General features: G+C 35.9%; 12 protein-coding genes and 1 CRISPR repeat array. Of the genes, 10 read left to right on the top strand and 2 right to left on the bottom strand.

What is annotated here, in order from left to right; genetic code table 11:
- The first annotated feature begins 370 nt into the window (after positions 1 to 370).
- The 9 genes from cas6 to MUB24_RS08460 all read left to right on the top strand — a co-directional run bounded on the left by cas6 (position 371) and on the right by MUB24_RS08460 (position 16383).
- Entirely contained in the window at positions 371 to 1063 is a 693-nt protein-coding gene (gene cas6, locus MUB24_RS08505) for a CRISPR-associated endoribonuclease Cas6 (RefSeq protein WP_244703102.1), read from the top strand.
- Positions 1064 to 1077: 14 nt separating this feature from the next.
- Positions 1078 to 2964, top strand: a complete 1887-nt coding sequence (locus tag MUB24_RS08500) for a hypothetical protein (protein ID WP_244703100.1) — start codon at positions 1078 to 1080, stop codon at positions 2962 to 2964.
- Position 2965: 1 nt separating this feature from the next.
- Positions 2966 to 3913, top strand: a complete 948-nt coding sequence (locus tag MUB24_RS08495; protein ID WP_244703098.1) for a type I CRISPR-associated protein Cas7 — start codon at positions 2966 to 2968, stop codon at positions 3911 to 3913.
- 12 nt (positions 3914 to 3925) lie between these two features.
- Positions 3926 to 4693 carry a type I-B CRISPR-associated protein Cas5b gene (gene cas5b / locus MUB24_RS08490; RefSeq protein WP_244703097.1) on the top strand — a complete coding sequence of 256 codons (768 nt, stop codon included), beginning with the start codon at positions 3926 to 3928 and terminating at the stop codon, positions 4691 to 4693.
- 50 nt (positions 4694 to 4743) lie between these two features.
- Positions 4744 to 7323: a CRISPR-associated helicase Cas3' gene (gene cas3 / locus MUB24_RS08485; RefSeq protein WP_244703096.1), complete on the top strand. Its 2580-nt coding sequence runs from the start codon at positions 4744 to 4746 to the stop codon at positions 7321 to 7323.
- Positions 7320 to 7814 (top strand): CRISPR-associated protein Cas4, encoded by a 495-nt coding sequence (locus tag MUB24_RS08480; RefSeq protein WP_244703095.1) that lies wholly within the window; start codon positions 7320 to 7322, stop codon positions 7812 to 7814. Before cas3 ends, MUB24_RS08480 begins: the two co-directional genes overlap by 4 nt.
- 11 nt (positions 7815 to 7825) lie before the next feature.
- Complete coding sequence (gene cas1b, locus MUB24_RS08475; protein WP_244703094.1) at positions 7826 to 8824, top strand: type I-B CRISPR-associated endonuclease Cas1b; 999 nt, start codon at positions 7826 to 7828, stop codon at positions 8822 to 8824.
- The gene (cas2, locus tag MUB24_RS08470; RefSeq protein ID WP_244703093.1) at positions 8824 to 9120 is read left to right on the top strand and encodes a CRISPR-associated endonuclease Cas2; all 297 of its coding nucleotides are present in this window, start codon (positions 8824 to 8826) and stop codon (positions 9118 to 9120) included. Before cas1b ends, cas2 begins: the two co-directional genes overlap by 1 nt.
- Before the next feature lie 177 nt (positions 9121 to 9297).
- Positions 9298 to 15393: direct repeats of the CRISPR family, unit length 30 nt; unit sequence GCAGAACAGTAACATTGGATGTATTTAAAT.
- A gap of 366 nt (positions 15394 to 15759) precedes the next feature.
- A complete protein-coding gene (locus MUB24_RS08460) occupies positions 15760 to 16383 on the top strand; it encodes an MATE family efflux transporter (protein ID WP_313898435.1) in 624 nt (207 codons plus the stop codon).
- A gap of 238 nt (positions 16384 to 16621) precedes the next feature.
- Here MUB24_RS08460 and MUB24_RS08455 read toward each other — a convergent pair whose 3' ends face one another.
- Entirely contained in the window at positions 16622 to 16813 is a 192-nt protein-coding gene (locus tag MUB24_RS08455) for a YbxH family protein (protein ID WP_244703092.1), read from the bottom strand.
- A gap of 181 nt (positions 16814 to 16994) precedes the next feature.
- Entirely contained in the window at positions 16995 to 17348 is a 354-nt protein-coding gene (locus MUB24_RS08450; RefSeq protein WP_244703091.1) for a DoxX family protein, read from the bottom strand.
- Positions 17349 to 17519: 171 nt separating this feature from the next.
- Between MUB24_RS08450 and MUB24_RS08445 the strand changes: the two genes are divergently transcribed.
- Entirely contained in the window at positions 17520 to 18305 is a 786-nt protein-coding gene (locus tag MUB24_RS08445; protein WP_244703090.1) for a gluconate 2-dehydrogenase subunit 3 family protein, read from the top strand.
- Positions 18306 to 18315: the final 10 nt, after the last annotated feature.

Genomic DNA, 18315 nt, shown 5'->3' with positions numbered 1-18315 from the left:
GCTTGACACGTCGCACCTTTTATAGCAGCGAATAATGTGATGAAAAAAGATAATAGTAAAATCGTCGGAACGGAACGACAGTATATTAGGAGGATGATTTGTAAATCTTGAGATGGTAGAATTAAATTCTAGTTCGCACTAGTAAAACCATAACAGTTGCTGTATTTAAACATATAAAGGTAATTATTATAAAGCCTTTTCTTTTTTGAACCGTAACATACGATGTAAAAAACTCATTCTTAATTAGAATGGGTTTTGAACTAATGAATCAATATAAAGGTAATTATTATAAATAATACTTGATTATGAGGATGGAGTCATTTATACTGTATGTGAGTTAGGAAAAATATACCAGTAAAGGAGGAAAAGGATGATTTACTTTGAATCTGTTGTCACGGTTTTATTAAAAGAAGATGTTGTGTCCGATAGAGTGCAGGAATTTATTGGGAAATTCCTAAATCAAACGATGCTTCTTGATAGTGAATTGAAATCCCTACATAAAAAGAATGGACTAAAAGGGTATGTGTATGATTCATTATCACCAATTGAATTCAAAACAAAAATCTATAAGACTGCCAATATTTATGTTTTTCGCATTAGAAGCCTCTCTAAGTCATTTTTGAAACAGCTAGAGCGGTGCATGAAAATGAACCATTCAAACCAGATGGATGTGATTGCGGTAGAACATAGAACGTACAAAGATAAACAAATTGATAGTCTATACACAGTCACTCCTGTGATTGTAACCGTAAACAATCAGCCGTGGATGCAAGAAGATGATGTAGATTTGTTTATTAGACGTTTGGAAGATAATGCAGAGAAGAAATTGAAAGCTTTACTAAATGAGGAAGTGGATCACTGTCGTTTTATAGAAGGTATTGAGTTTACAAACCGCAAGCCTGTACCCGTCGCCTACAAAGGGATTACCTTATTGGGACACAAAATAAGAGTTAAAATCAAGACAGATACCGATTCGCAAAAACTAGCTCATGTGGTTTTGGGGAGCGGAATTTCGGAAAAAAATGCTATAGGAAATGGATTCTGTCTAGCTCATTTTATTTAAAGGAGGTGACCATTGTGCTTAAAGATATCGTGCCGCAAATTTCAGAAACTGTACAGAAAAATCCAACTTTTTTATTTGATAACTATTCTTTAAAAGAAGGATTGTATATTAAACTTCCTTTTAGAAAAGATTTTTCTAAAGAAACGGTTGAAACAATGCTGATTGATAAGAAGACTGATGAAACAAAATTAGATGCTCAATTGCTTCATTTTTTCAAAGAACGGGACATACTAAGTTCTGTTCTTAATGATGATATGAACAAATCACTAGATATACCTAAAAAGTCTGTCCATAACGTTAATGTTTTTACATTATTTGCAAAAAAAGAATATTTATATGGAAAAGAAAACGATCAGGATTTAAGCGCTGTGCAGGAACATTATTTTAAATTTTTTAACGAAAAAATATTGCATGTAGATGAAAGGTTATTAGATCTCTACCCAATGCGTGCTCGCAAGAAAAAGGATAAATTATTGGAAGCAGAACGTAGAGAAGCTTTTTTCAAAGAGAGATTTAATGAATTGATTTCATATATTCAATCTGAAAAACGACAACAGAACTTAGAAATGATTCAACAGTTTTGGCGTACACAGTTTGAACAGGTGATGGAATATGTACGTTTATTGGTTCAAGAAAACAACGTGAAAAACTATGTGAAGCTTTATTTTGATGTCGATCTTTCCTTATACGAAAAGGAATATGATATCTATGTTTTACCACGGATATTCAATGTCAATACGTACAATGAATTGTTAGAAGACGAAATAGTTGGACTCCCGGCATATGATATTAGTATGAATTCGAAAAAGCCATTTTATGAAATGAAGACACGTAAAGATGTTGTTCCAACAAGGGTTTCTTTGGAAGAGGCATTGATGATGACTAATTTGCGTCAATGGTTATTAAAAAAAGGAAAATTCAAAGAAATTAAGCTGTCATTTGAGCAACCATTTGGTCCAGGAACAGAAAAAAAAGAAAAAAAGAAAAATATCGCAAACGGAGCCTATTATTTAGCCCTAGATAAAAATGGTAGTATCGATGATTATGACAATGTCCCATTTGATGCAAAAGAATCATGGGTTCTTCTAGTTGAAAACGTACTCGAAAGGCAAGAAAAAATGGGGGATCAATATTTTACCAAAGCTTATGAGCCGATAGAAAAGAAATCAGGATTAAGAGCGGTTATCAATCAACTCTTTTTTAATAACTATATGCCTAGGAACCTATTAGACCGTGAGGCACCGAAACCAAAAGAAAATGTTTTTACGAGTGAGATGGTTTCTATTTATATGATGACAAGGCAGGCTTTGTTTGATTATCTTGTCAAAGATACACCAAAAACAATCGAACCCTTTATTAAAAAGTATTCGTTAGATCTGATTGAAAATCAGTTGCTTCAAACAACAAAAGGCCATCGATTTCATAAGATCGCTGATGCTTATCAAGTTCGATTAGCTTTGTTAAAAGAAATAAACGAGGTGGAGGGAATAAAATTGGCAGACGAAATAAAGGATATTTACACGACTTTAAAAACAAAACTGAAAACGAAGAAGGATATGGTTGCTTGTGAAAGCGATACCGAATTTTTTTTCTTAGCAGGACAAATGGGGTCTTACCTATTATCACAATCGGTAGCCGATAAGGAAAATAAAAACTATGGACTCGCCGAACCGATTATCAAATCTCGCAATGCACATATCCTCAAAAATAAATTAACTGATTTATTTGATACGTATAAGCACGCGGTTTGGATGAACCATACTTCATTTAACAATGGAATGGCGATGTTACAAGGTTATCAGACAGATGCAAAAATTGCTGACCATAATCGTAGCATGTTGATTGCTGGATTATGTGCAAATAATCTATTTTATCAAAAGAATGACGAGGAGGAGAAATAAAATGGTCACAATGAAAAAACGTGTATATGGGGTTGTTGGAATTGCCTCGCATATGGCAAATTGGAATGCTGATTTTACCGGGCGTCCGAAGACAATTGGTGATGGAACGATTTTCGGAAGCGATAAAGCGCTAAAATATTCTGTGAAGAATTTTTGGGAAAAGCAAGGAGAAAAAGTGCTTTTTTATAAATCATATACAATTCCAGAAAAGTCAGGTGAGAAAATACAACCTAGGAATTTAACAGAACGCTATGATAATATATTTGGCGGAAAATTAGATGATAAAACTTCATCTAAAGACGTGTTAAATAACTTATTTTCGGCACTAGATGTGCTTAATTTTGGTGCGACATTTGCCGTAGAAAAACAAAATATCGCGTTAACTGGCGTTGTCCAAGTGGGACAAGGAATGAATAAATATGAAGATACAGATGTGCAAGTACAAGATATTTTATCGCCGTTTCGAAATTCAAAGAAGCAGGATGCCGATGCTTCTTCACTTGGTAAGAAAATTGTCAGTGATGAAGCACATTATGTTTATCCGTTTAGTGTTAATCCCAATCATTATGATGAATATATTGATTTATTGGATGGTTTCGAAGGATATACTGTTGAAGCATATGAAAAACTACGGGAAGGGCTGATGAAAGGAGCCACCGTATTAAATACGAATAGCAAATCAGGTGCAGAAAATGAACTCGCTTTATTTGTCACTTGCAAGGAAGGAACGGATTTATATTTGCCTCAATTAGATCAATATATCGGTGTTTATAAAGGTAGTGATGGAAAGATAGTCTATGATTTTGAAGCGCTATCCTCATTCTTGCAATCTGTTCAAGCTGATATTGAACAAATAGAGTTGTTTTATAATCCTTATAAAGTAGCGATCGAAAATAGTAGCGATGCGTTTATAAAAAAACATCTTTATACACGTGAAGAATTGAAGTAGGGATGTGAGGTAATGGAAGCTTTAGCATTTGAACTTAAGGGAAAGACTGCCTTTTTTAAAAAGCCAGATGTGAATGCAAATGTATATTTCACTTATAGCCAAATTCCTAAAATCGCTCTTTTGGGAATGCTTGGTGCAATAGCTGGCTATGGTGGCTATCATGAGCAAAAGCGCAGTATCCAAGAAGAAGGTCCAACAGAGGAAAATCAATATCCTGAATTTTACATGAAGCAACAGCATTTACAAATTGGGATTGTTCCAAAGGGCGATCGAAGCTATTTCTCAAGAAAAATTCAAACATTTAATAACAGTGTCGGGTATGCCAGTGGTGAAGCCGGTAATAATTTAGTGGTCAAAGAACAGTGGTTAGAACATCCGCATTGGACTATATATATTGCAGATGATGGCTCGGAAGCCTATCAAGTGTTGAAAGAACAAATGATGAATAGAAAAACAACTTTCGTGCCATATCTAGGAAAAAATGATCACCCTGCTGATATTCATGCTGTCCGAATTGTCCATTTGCAATCACCAAATGAAGTAGAACGAATCCATTCCCTTTTCCAAGCAACTGATGCAGAGCTAGGTGGATTTGCCAGAATTACCAAAAAAAATCAAGAAAAAGGTTACTTTTATCGAGAGAATTTGCCATACTCTTTGGATGAAAAACTTAATAGTTATGTTTTTAAGGAAATGATTTGTACCAACCGACGAGTGAAAACTATCAATCAAGATGTCATGCTTTCTGAAGTAGAGGATCGTATTGTTTCTTTTTACTAAACGAAAAGTGGGGTGAACTTGCCCCACTTTTATGATATGGAGGAAAGAGAATGGAAATAGAAAAACTATTACTTCATGCAGAAAAAATATTTGCTCATATTGGAGGAAAGCAAGATGAAACATTAGGCGAACATACGGAACTTGTGATGTCATTTGTAGAGCAATTACAGAGAGAAAATGGTTTAGCTAAAGTTGTCAAGAAAACGATTCAGGCTATCACTTTTGAAGGAAAATCACTTACAGCAGAAGAATGCGATAGGATTGAAAAATGGTTTTATGCAGCTATTACTTTACATGATTTAGGAAAGATTAATCCAGCCTTTCAAAAAGTGAAGATGAAACAATCAATTCATTTTGATGGTCCACTTATGACCAAACATTCATTATTATCAGCTTTACTTTATTTAAATGAGTTTGAAGAGGATATTGAAGAAATAGAGGATGAAGAGAAGCAAAGTTTTTTTACGTACGTTATACTGATTTTTTCCTATATGATTTCAAGACATCATACATACTTGAAAGACTTCAATTTAAAAGATTATGAGAGTGATTTAATGGTTCTTGCACATCAGTTGCAAGTTAACCCTCAGTTTCTAAAATTTTACCAAAATAAAGAAAAATATTATGCTGATTTTTATTTATCTGCCTTTGCAGCAGAAGAAAATATTGATGATGAAAGTCATAGTCATTACCCATTTTATATATTAAATCGACTATTGTATTCTACGCTTGTGGCTGCTGATTTTTATGCAACCTACACCTATGATAAGAATGGGGAGCGGCCTTCCTTTCGATATTTACAGAAAGAGGATATTGCGATTTTGCGTGAAACTTATAATAGCACGAAAGTCGTTCAGGGGATTGAGGCGTATAAACAGAATACCAATTATTTTAAAAGTACACCCATTAATCAGCTGCGTTCTGATATGTACATCGAGGCGGAGAAAGAAATCCTCCAATATCCAAATGAATCTTTATTTTATTTAGAGGCGCCAACTGGTGGGGGAAAAACTAATATCTCCATTAACTTGGCTTTACATTTGTTAGAGCAGCAATCCAATTTGAATAAAATTCTCTATATTTTTCCATTTAATACACTTGTTGAACAGACAAAGAAGACAATGGATCATATTTTTCCACAAAACTTACAAAGAACGTATCCGATCAGTGTGGTCAACTCGGTTACCCCCATTGTTCGTGCGGTGGAGGAAAAATCAGACAATGAGCATGTAGATGTTTCAGAGCAAACTGGGCAATCTTTTTTTGATTATAAAGAAGAAGTTTTATATCGCCAAATGCTACAGTATCCGATTACGTTAACTTCTCATGTAAACTTCTTTAACTATTTATTTGGTGTAGGGAGAGAATCCAATCTTGCTTTCACACATTTGTGCAATAGTGTCATTATTCTGGACGAAATTCAAAGTTATCGAAATGATCTTTGGATGGAAATTATTGAGTTTTTGAGGCAATTCGCCGATTTATTAAATTTGAAAATTATTATTATGTCAGCCACTTTACCGAAGCTAGATCGTTTACTACCAAAAAAGCAACAAATCGTTGAATTATTACCAAATGCGAAACAGTATTTTTCTAATCCTCTATTTAAGAATAGAGTGAAATTTCGTTATGATTTACTAACGAAAAGTGGCATAACAGAAGATGAGCTTAGTAAGGAGATTGTCAAAATAAGAAAGAAACAAGGTCCTAAACGGATTTTAGTTGAATGTATTAGCTTAGAATCATCTGAAAAGATGTATCAACTTTTACATGAGGAATTTGAAGGGGAAGGAATTCCAGTTATACGGCTGAACGGCAGTCATCATGCTCATTATCGTAAAAAAATTGTTGATGCATTAGGAAAAAATGAAGATGGGACGTTTAAGTTGACTGATGTCATTGTTGTCACAACTCAAGTAATTGAAGCAGGTGTAGACATTGATATGGATATTGGATTTAAAGATTATGCTTTATTAGATGGCGAAGAACAATTTGCCGGTCGTATTAATCGTTCATGTTTGCGAACGGATTGCTACGTGTATTTCTTTAATTTAATTGATGCCCAAAACATTTACCATGGTGATTTTCGTTTACCTTACAATGTGTTAGACGAAAAGTATCGATCTATGTTAGAAGTAAAAGACTTTAGCCCTTTTTATGAAACTGTGTTTATGGATGTGGAGAGATATAAAAAACAACATAATGAACATCATATTGATGCATTTCATCAACTTGTTCAAAAAATACAATATGAAGCAGTAGCAAACCATATGGAATTGATTAATGATTCTAAGTATGATGTGTTTGTAGCCTATGAAACGACACGAGTAGATGGCACTTTTATAAGTGGTAAGGAAGTTTGGCGACAATTTGTTGAGTTAACACTTGATAAAAAGATGGACTTTGCAGAACGGCGAGTGAAACTCTCCTTGTTAGCAGAAGACATGAGTTATTTTCTCTTTTCGACATATATCAAACCAGTTATTCAAGATCAAAATGAAGATCATAAAATCGGCGAAATATTTTATATTGAGCATGGGGAACATTTTGTAGAAAAGGATGAATACACAGGTATGATGGTGTTTAATGAAAAAAAGTTAAATAATTATGGAAAGGACTTGTTTTTATGAAAGTTACTGGAACGATAGTTAATTATTATTCCCATTGTAAACGACAATGTTGGCTATTCGCCAATAAAGTTAATTTAGAAGATAACAGCGAAAATGTCCGCATAGGGAAGGTTTTGCATGAATTAAAAGCTGAGAAAGCAAAGAAAAGTGAAGTAGCGATTGAGAATATTAGGATTGATAAAATTACCGATGATTATTTAGTAGAAGTAAAAAAGTCTGATGCAGATATCGAGGCGGTAAAATGGCAAACACTCTATTATTTAAAAATACTAAAAGATAAAGGAATTGAAAGAAAGGGAAAAATTGAATTTATTGAAAAAAATAAGCAAGAAAAAAAGACGATATATGTAGAATTAACGAAAGAAAAAGAAGCGGATCTCGAGAAGCGCCTAGAAGAGATTCAAATTTATATTGAAAGTGACCAAGTGGCTGGGGTATTGAACGAGCCAAAGTGTAAAAAATGTGCTTACTATGAATATTGCTATATTTGAGGTGAGAAATAATGAAAGCGGTCAAGTATTTAACGTCTATGGGGGAATTAAAACGGAAAGATCATTCATTGATTTTCCGAAATGAGCGTGGACATACCTATATACCGATTGAAGGGGTAAAGGAGATTTATTGCTTAAATGAGGTAAGTATCAACAGTAAATTATTTGAATTGCTCTCTAAAGCTGGAATAACGGTTCACTTTTTTAATTACTACCAACAATATACAGGAACGTTTTATCCAAAGGAAGGTTTGGTAAGTGGGCGATTGACAATAAAGCAGGCAGAAGCGTTTCATCAAGTTCGCATGCCGATAGCTAAAGCGATTGTTGGGGGAATAGCAAATAATATTTATTATGTTTTATATCACTATTATACGCATGGTTCAAAGGAATTAAAGCCATTTTTAAATTGGCTGCGCAAAGAAGTGCCATTATTACTAGAGAAAGATATTAATATTCCACAGATACTTTTTATTGAAGGAACAATTTGGAAAAGGTTTTATGATTCATTTCAATATTTTTTACCAGAAAGTTTTCTCTTTAACAAACGAGTAAGGCGACCACCAGATAATCCGATGAATGCACTGATTTCATTTGGTAATTCACTGTTATATGCGAAAACTATTTCTCAAATATATCGTACACATTTGAATCAATCGATTAGTTTTTTGCATGAGCCATCAGAAGGACGCTTTTCATTAAGTTTGGATTTATGTGAGGTGTTTAAACCAATAATTGTGTTTCGAACCATTTTTGAAAATATTAATAATCGTAAATTACAGGTAGGAAAGCACTTTGATAAAGAGTTGAACTATTGTTTGTTGAATGATTCAGGAAAGAAAATTTTTATCCAATCGTTTGAGGAAAGAATGTCTAAAGCGTTTATGCATACAAAACTAAAAAGAAAAGTGACATACCATACTGCGATTAAGTTAGATGCTTATAAATTAATCAAGTTTATTATGGAAGGTGAAGTGTTTAGACCATTTGACGATAAGGAGAAACAATAATGAAAAAATCGAAACAAATAAATGCAAACTATGCCTTTGTTTTATATGATGTCCACGAAAAAAGAGTCCATAAGGTTTTTAAAGTTTGTAAAAAATATTTGACCCATCATCAAAATTCAGTTTTTCGTGGAGCCATTACTCCTTCGAATATTATGAAGATGAGAAAGGAAATCGAAGCGATTATCGAAAAGGATTATGATTTTGTTTCTATTATTACAATGATGAATGAACATGCTTTTACTGAGATTACATTGGGTACGTCATTAAAAGCAGATGGAGAAGCACTATTTCTATAAAATTCTCCAACCTTGAAGTTTAAGATACATGCTGTATGTATTGGTGTAAATGGTTTCTCGGCTATTTATCTCTTATTTGCACAATACAAAAAGATACTTGGAGAAAAAACTCTATAAACATTGATATATAAGCAATTTTGCATTAAAATTAGGATATAAAAGCTAGTAATAAACGGCGCAGAACAGTAACATTGGATGTATTTAAATTCGTACCACCGCCAGAACTCGTCGACTTAACGACTGCAGAACAGTAACATTGGATGTATTTAAATCCTCACGACGCAAGGCTTCGCGGTAAGGTGTCCGGCAGAACAGTAACATTGGATGTATTTAAATATGCTCGCGGACAATTATCGGAAGCTGGCGAAAGGCAGAACAGTAACATTGGATGTATTTAAATTTAGAAGGCGAGATTGCGGAAGGCGACGTATTTATGCAGAACAGTAACATTGGATGTATTTAAATTCTATCCGCGCCTTTAGAGTCGCATGGTCATCGCCGCAGAACAGTAACATTGGATGTATTTAAATGTGGATTGCGGACGAAGCCGGTACTACCGCGGAAGCGCAGAACAGTAACATTGGATGTATTTAAATAAGAAAACCGCTAACGGATTTCCTATCGAAAATTTGGCAGAACAGTAACATTGGATGTATTTAAATTACCGACAGATTGTTCAATGGAATAAAGAGAAATACGCAGAACAGTAACATTGGATGTATTTAAATACTTCTACGACGGTCAGTTTGACGCCCGTACTCGGCAGAACAGTAACATTGGATGTATTTAAATCTTACTATTACTAGCACTCGCGGCCGTCCTCGTGCAGAACAGTAACATTGGATGTATTTAAATGCTATAGCCTTTTTAATGGCCTTTTCAGCTAGTCCGCAGAACAGTAACATTGGATGTATTTAAATATCTGACAAAGGTTTTGGAAGGTGGAGAAGAAGATGCAGAACAGTAACATTGGATGTATTTAAATAGCGGTTTGTAGTGTTGTATTCCGTCATATTCGATGCAGAACAGTAACATTGGATGTATTTAAATATCGTTGTTTTATCTGATTCTCCTTGTCGGTTTCGCAGAACAGTAACATTGGATGTATTTAAATTTTTGTGTGACCTTTTAGAGGCCCTCCACATCTTGCAGAACAGTAACATTGGATGTATTTAAATTTTTGTCCGCCCACATAATGATTCCTCCCTTATCGCGCAGAACAGTAACATTGGATGTATTTAAATATTAATATATTCATGAGAGCTTGTTTTTCATCATTTGCAGAACAGTAACATTGGATGTATTTAAATTGAATACGAGTTTTAGAGCTATAACAGACGATTTAAGCAGAACAGTAACATTGGATGTATTTAAATTCTTCTGGGCGAATCTTGCCCTCATGGAGTAAAAGCAGAACAGTAACATTGGATGTATTTAAATCTCGCTCCCGGAACCTGCGGCCACTCTTGGATGTGCAGAACAGTAACATTGGATGTATTTAAATAAATGCTCAAAAAGGCGTAGAGGTTCGTGGCGCTTTGCAGAACAGTAACATTGGATGTATTTAAATAAAAAGCCTTCTACCATTAACTCCAAATGGCTATGGCAGAACAGTAACATTGGATGTATTTAAATACTTAACAGAGAAGAATTAAAAGAAATACTTAGAGAGCAGAACAGTAACATTGGATGTATTTAAATACCTTAGGGGATGTTATAAGTTCTCTAGATGAAATGCAGAACAGTAACATTGGATGTATTTAAATAAAGGGTGTTGAAGTGCGCGGTGCTCTTGCTGCAGGGCAGAACAGTAACATTGGATGTATTTAAATTACTAACTCATGGGATTCGGACGACCGACCTGTCGCAGAACAGTAACATTGGATGTATTTAAATACTAAATTGGCGGCTAGGAATAAAAGTTAAAAGGCGCAGAACAGTAACATTGGATGTATTTAAATTTCGGTTAACTCCCGCTACCGATGCGGCGAGACGAGCAGAACAGTAACATTGGATGTATTTAAATTGGGCTAACTCTAAGAATTGTTTAACAAGGTTTCTGGCAGAACAGTAACATTGGATGTATTTAAATCCTCCAAAGATTTCTTTGCACTCTGTAACCAAACTGGCAGAACAGTAACATTGGATGTATTTAAATAAGTAGACGGAACTTACCTATTCGAATATAACTGTGCAGAACAGTAACATTGGATGTATTTAAATAGTAGTTTCCTTACGTTCATTCGGTCGCCTGCTTTGCAGAACAGTAACATTGGATGTATTTAAATTTATTCTTGCCCAGCAAAATGGTTTGGAGTTAGTTGCAGAACAGTAACATTGGATGTATTTAAATGTCGGCAAATCCGCTGACCTAGGTAACGTGTATTGCAGAACAGTAACATTGGATGTATTTAAATTATCTTAGCAGATGCAGAAGTGGTCAAGTCATCGGAAGCAGAACAGTAACATTGGATGTATTTAAATTGTTTCTTCGTTCAGAATGCTGATAGCAAAGCCTGCAGAACAGTAACATTGGATGTATTTAAATTACGAAAATGCGCGTTACACTAGCGGACGGAACGGCAGAACAGTAACATTGGATGTATTTAAATATGTGCACCATTGGTGTTGATCCATCCATATAAAAATGCAGAACAGTAACATTGGATGTATTTAAATGCCTCTAGTGCACGTAAGCTACGGTCTGTAAAATCCGCAGAACAGTAACATTGGATGTATTTAAATTCGCCAAGAATCCGTCAAAAAAGTCAGCAAAAGGATGCAGAACAGTAACATTGGATGTATTTAAATAGTGATGCCGCCATCGCTACAGTTGATAGCAATGGGCAGAACAGTAACATTGGATGTATTTAAATTTTATGAGTTACTATCTACAAATGGATTTAAAGGAGCAGAACAGTAACATTGGATGTATTTAAATGCTTGCTCTTGCGGTATTTGGGGTTGGTTGTTTTCGCAGAACAGTAACATTGGATGTATTTAAATATGCGGAAATCCTGATCACGTCCCACGTGGTTAGGGCAGAACAGTAACATTGGATGTATTTAAATACAAGAGTCCACATTTTTTCTAGTTTATCCAGAAAGCAGAACAGTAACATTGGATGTATTTAAATCACAGCACGCTAAGGAACTAAAAGCAAAGGCTGAACGCAGAACAGTAACATTGGATGTATTTAAATGTAAGTCCTTAAATTCGTCCGTATCGAGTATTAACGCAGAACAGTAACATTGGATGTATTTAAATATGTTACCGGAAAAGGTAAACTCCGCGGACAAACTGCAGAACAGTAACATTGGATGTATTTAAATTATGCGGCAAAAGACGGGGATGTCACGCTAAAACGCAGAACAGTAACATTGGATGTATTTAAATTCTTGTACGTGAATGGAGCGAAGCGCGCGTGGGATAGCAGAACAGTAACATTGGATGTATTTAAATTGTATAACGGTGACAATAGCGGGAGTATATACATCGCGCAGAACAGTAACATTGGATGTATTTAAATATGGGAGACCTTACCGGAGCATACGCCGGTCAATACGCAGAACAGTAACATTGGATGTATTTAAATAATGGATTCGCGCTAGTGAAGGTGTATCGACTATCGCAGAACAGTAACATTGGATGTATTTAAATTAAGCATGAACTTCTTCAAATATCACACACCCATCGCAGAACAGTAACATTGGATGTATTTAAATTTAACTGCAAAATGTACGGGAAGAAAGAGTGCGATTGCAGAACAGTAACATTGGATGTATTTAAATTCTACTAGTGCAAGCTTAGGATAATGTTCCAACTCAGCAGAACAGTAACATTGGATGTATTTAAATTCGTAATAGTATTCCATTTCACCAGGAATTGTAGCGCAGAACAGTAACATTGGATGTATTTAAATTAAGGGATAGTTGCTTCTCCCGATTCATTAACTATGCAGAACAGTAACATTGGATGTATTTAAATACAAAAAGGTGCAACGCTGGAAGCTATGAATTTACCGCAGAACAGTAACATTGGATGTATTTAAATATTGTTACTGTGCCAGCTTACAGTGAGACACAGGTGCAGAACAGTAACATTGGATGTATTTAAATATTCGACAAGGACAAAGAGGCAGTGCGCGCTTATTTGCAGAACAGTAACATTGGATGTATTTAAATTTATTTCCTTCGGTTGAGTTCGTTCATCAAGCGTCAGCAGAACAGTAACATTGGATGTATTTAAATGTCAGCTAAGTACGGACATTAACCTCCGGGTTAAAGCAGAACAGTAACATTGGATGTATTTAAATTTATTTCTTGGGCTTCTTTTAATTCCTCGGCTGCGCAGAACAGTAACATTGGATGTATTTAAATGCCGCCTAGAACAAACGGTTGACCGCATAAGTGCCCGCAGAACAGTAACATTGGATGTATTTAAATAATGCAATCTGTATTTAATGGTATGGATTTAGTTAGCAGAACAGTAACATTGGATGTATTTAAATAATGACAAAACCGAACGGAAAAGCAGGTGCCCCCGGCAGAACAGTAACATTGGATGTATTTAAATTCTGTCCATCCCTAAGAAGAATATTAACCTTGAATTGGGCAGAACAGTAACATTGGATGTATTTAAATTCAATAAACGCCTGTGCGCCCGCCCGCATGTCACCGCAGAACAGTAACATTGGATGTATTTAAATTTGAAAATTCGCCATGGCTCACTGTAAGATAATTCAGCAGAACAGTAACATTGGATGTATTTAAATTTCATTTTCGCCTGTATTTCGGATTGTTTAACATAGCAGAACAGTAACATTGGATGTATTTAAATTCTTCTGCGTTGATTCCATTTTGTTGGATGTCTTGCAGAACAGTAACATTGGATGTATTTAAATATGTTACCGGAAAAGGTAAACTCCGTGGACAAACTTGCAGAACAGTAACATTGGATGTATTTAAATTCATATCGTTCCAATCAAAGTTAATCCGAAGTTAAAGCAGAACAGTAACATTGGATGTATTTAAATAAAAGAAAATCACCAGAGCATATAGATGGATTTGTGCAGAACAGTAACATTGGATGTATTTAAATATGGAACGTTGGAAACTACTGTCACACGGCTGTCTGGCAGAACAGTAACATTGGATGTATTTAAATTTTCCTGAATCTGTCCGTATTTATCCTTTCCTAATTGCAGAACAGTAACATTGGATGTATTTAAATAGGGGTTGAGGTTATTAAAAGAAACCTGGAAGAAGGGCAGAACAGTAACATTGGATGTATTTAAATTCCAGTAGATTAATAACCGCCTTTGTCCCTTCGTCGCAGAACAGTAACATTGGATGTATTTAAATCTAATGACAGGATGATTCGGCGCCGGTGGGTTTAAGCAGAACAGTAACATTGGATGTATTTAAATAAGATCATCGCCGCTTGATTGTTACTTCGCTCCCCGCAGAACAGTAACATTGGATGTATTTAAATCTTGTCTTAGCTCCAATAGCCTGCCAACACCTAACTGCAGAACAGTAACATTGGATGTATTTAAATTCACGAGTGAGCCAGCCATCTCTTAGGGCACTGTGAGCAGAACAGTAACATTGGATGTATTTAAATCAGGTCGATTTTGACGCCCATGTTAAAGACGCTACGCAGAACAGTAACATTGGATGTATTTAAATCAAACGAAGATAGCACATACCGCGCTCAACACATTGCAGAACAGTAACATTGGATGTATTTAAATACAATGATTTCGTTTGTTCCGGTTAAATCTGCAAGCAGAACAGTAACATTGGATGTATTTAAATAAATCAAGCTCTGTTTGAGCACTTAATATAGCCTTGCAGAACAGTAACATTGGATGTATTTAAATTTTTCACCTACAAATATAGTAGTTGAAATAAATAAGCAGAACAGTAACATTGGAATATTTAAATTTTTCAAATTTGCTGATATCCGATTGACTGACAAAGCAGAACAGTAACATTGGATGTATTTAAATATGTTGACTTGCCCTGGGCATTATACCGCCAAAAACGTAGAACAGTAACATTGGATGTATTTAAATGGCTTTTGGACGTACGCTAAAGGCTATGCCGATTAGTAGAACAGTAACATTGGATGTATTTAAATCCCCACTTCACGCATTTTTCTAAATCTAGCTGCAGTAGAACAGTAACATTGGATGTATTTAAATGTGTGTCTGACATGGAAAAGGAAGCCACTGACTTTGTAGAACAGTAACATTGGATGTATTTAAATTAAAGTTACCCTAGTAACGGTAGGGGAGAAGGAAAAAGGAATGGTGCGAAAATCGGCTAGAGTAGGGCTATTTGTTTATAATGGCGCCGCTGCGGTACTTCGCGCCGTTGGTGACAGCCGGACGCCATTACATTTCTTAATTCTTTTTTCTGTTTTGAACGTTGTATTGGATTTATTATTCGTCATAGGATTTGGATTGGACGTAACAGGGGTTGCGATTGCGACGATAATGGCCCAAATTATTTCAGCTGTACTATGTATTATTTATATGTATAAAAAGTTTTATAATTTTCGGGTTTCCAAATCGGAATGGCACCGGCATTGGGGAAATATCGAGATGATTTCTAAAATTGGTCTACCAATGGGATTGCAAAGTCTATTAATCTCTGTTGGAGAAATGGTCGTAAGTGGTGTTGTCAATACCTTTGGCACAATGCTGTTGCGGCTTACTCAACAGGCCTCAGGGTCCAGCAATTTGCAACACTTGCTTATTTTAATATGGCGCAAGCCTTTGCAACCTTTGCCGCACAAAACTTAGGAGCAAAGAAAACGGATAGAATCGAAGACGCCTTTAAAAAGGTTGCCTTTATTTCGATTATACTAAGCGTCATCTCTTCTATCGTGATCTTTTTCTTTGGCGACTCCATTGTTAGCTGGTTTATAGCGGATGATGATGCCCATCGTGAAATTATTGTGGAAATGTCCAGGCAATTTTTGACCATTAGTGCTTATTTCTTCCCTTTCCTTGGATTGATTTGGCTTTATAACAATACATTACGCGGTATGGGGGAAGTGCCAGCTCCATTGATATCAGGTATTGTAGAGTTAATATCAAAAATAGGTCTTTCCTTGCTACTCGGAATGATGTTTGGCTATATCGGTGTTTGGTATGCAGGACCAATCGGGTGGGCACTTGGACTCGTCCCATCCTTTATTGAATACCATCGTAAAAGATGGCATCGGCTGGCAGATCGGATTGTTGGAAGTTGATTACGGAAAAATTGGAAATAGCCATACGGGCTGTGCCCTAAATGATTTTATCTATAAAATGGGAGAGCCTCCTTGATAAGTGCCAAGGAGGTTCTCTCGTACCAACTACGGAAATTCCTAACCTTCCAAGCTTTTAAAAGAGTTATTTCAAGATCACGCTGCCTAAGTCTCCGTATAAACTTATCCCGAATCGAGGTTGTCACAAACGTGGCCTCTTTAGCTGTGATCCTTATCAGGTTTAAATTCCCCGCTCTTCACAATAATCCTCCACTAGCTCTTCAATTTGATCAAGCTCAGGATATTTCCCGGAAAAGGAAAATGTGATTTCCTCCACAAACTCTCCATCCTTATAAACATGAATGGCCCCATTCTGGGCAATTATACTATGCTCCGGCTCAAAGAGGTAACTACCTCGTTCGATTGCACCCAATCAAAACACTCCTTAAAAAGCGATATATCGCTTATTATTCCCAATTTCGTTTTGTTAAAACGAGGAGTTGGATTTGTATCTAAAAATTAATGTTGGACCGATCCTTTTCAAATGATACGTCTAAAACAACCTCATTTGTTCAGAAGCTGCCCCTTCTACGCTATCCCTTCTGGAACCTTTTTTATGAAGTTTCTGACCTATATAAGAGAAAAAGTAAAACAAACATCGTGATATCCAAACGCGCTTCGAAGGCGAATTTCAAGACATCCGTAGTGAGAATCGGGACTTTTGTGATAATGAGCGCGGCGATCATGATCGCCATTAGTGGAATCGTTGCGAGTTTTGTTGCGATATTGCATAGAAGAAAACCACCTGCAATGACCTCAATGAAGGCTACGGCATAAAGCATCATTTGTGGGTAGGGCAAGCCCAAACTAATAAAATAATGACCAAGCTCGGGGCTGAAAACTTTCATCAAACCGGAAATGATAAAAACATACGCAACTACATATCGAAGTATTTTAAATGGTAACATTGCGATTTTTTACCCCCTTTTCACGTATTTATCCCATATATATGCTGTCATTTGGACAAACAATACTAGAAGGCAAATGGAAGCAGCTTTTTAAAAATCTTCCTCTTATATGCGTAAATTCCCTGTTATTGTAAATAATACCTTCTAATACATGATGAAAGGAGTACGGGAATGAGTGACCAACAAGATAAAAAGGGTATGACACGGAGAGAGTTTATTCGAAAAGGTAGTTATGTTGCGGGTGGTGTTGTTGGTGGAGGAGTTCTAGGAGGCCTTATCACACAACAAACCCTTAAAACGAACAGAAAAAGTGAGACGTCTCCGGAAGAGGGAAGAGGGAAGGGTCCGGAAGTCAGTTATCAACGTGCCATGATGTACTTTTCAAATCCGGAGGAGTTCACGGTTCTGTCTCAGGCATCTGAGCGGATTTTTCCAACTGATGATCTTGGCCCGGGAGCGATTGATCTGGATGTTCCCTATTACATCGATCATCAGTTGGCTGGTGCATGGGGAAATAATGCGCGAGATTATATGATGGGACCTTTTTATCCGGGGATCGAAACACAAGGTTTTCAATCTCACCTGCGGAGAAATGAAATTTTTAGTCAAGGGATTTCAAGAATTCAGTCCTATAGTCAAGAAAAATATAAGAAGGAATTTACCGATTTAACGGATAAAGAACAGGATGAGATTTTAACTGATTTTGAAAAAGGCAATGTGAAAATGGCTGGGGTCACGTCCAGTGATTTTTTCACATTACTACGGATGGTTGTGTTGGAAGGTGTTTATGCTGATCCCCTTTATGGTGGGAACCGTGACATGGGAGGTTGGAAAATGAAGGGCTTTCCCGGTAACCAAATGAGCTATATTGATAAAATCGAAGCGACTGAATTTTTGGAAATAGAGCCAGTTAGTTTAACGTCACATATGCCAACACAGAAAAAGTCTAATGGTTAAGAAAGGATAA

It is taken from the genome of Lederbergia sp. NSJ-179 (genome assembly GCF_022867885.1).
GTDB lineage: Bacteria > Bacillota > Bacilli > Bacillales > Bacillaceae_C > Lederbergia.
Note: the sequence above shows the minus strand (reverse complement) of the source record. Positions and strands in the feature narration are given on the sequence as shown.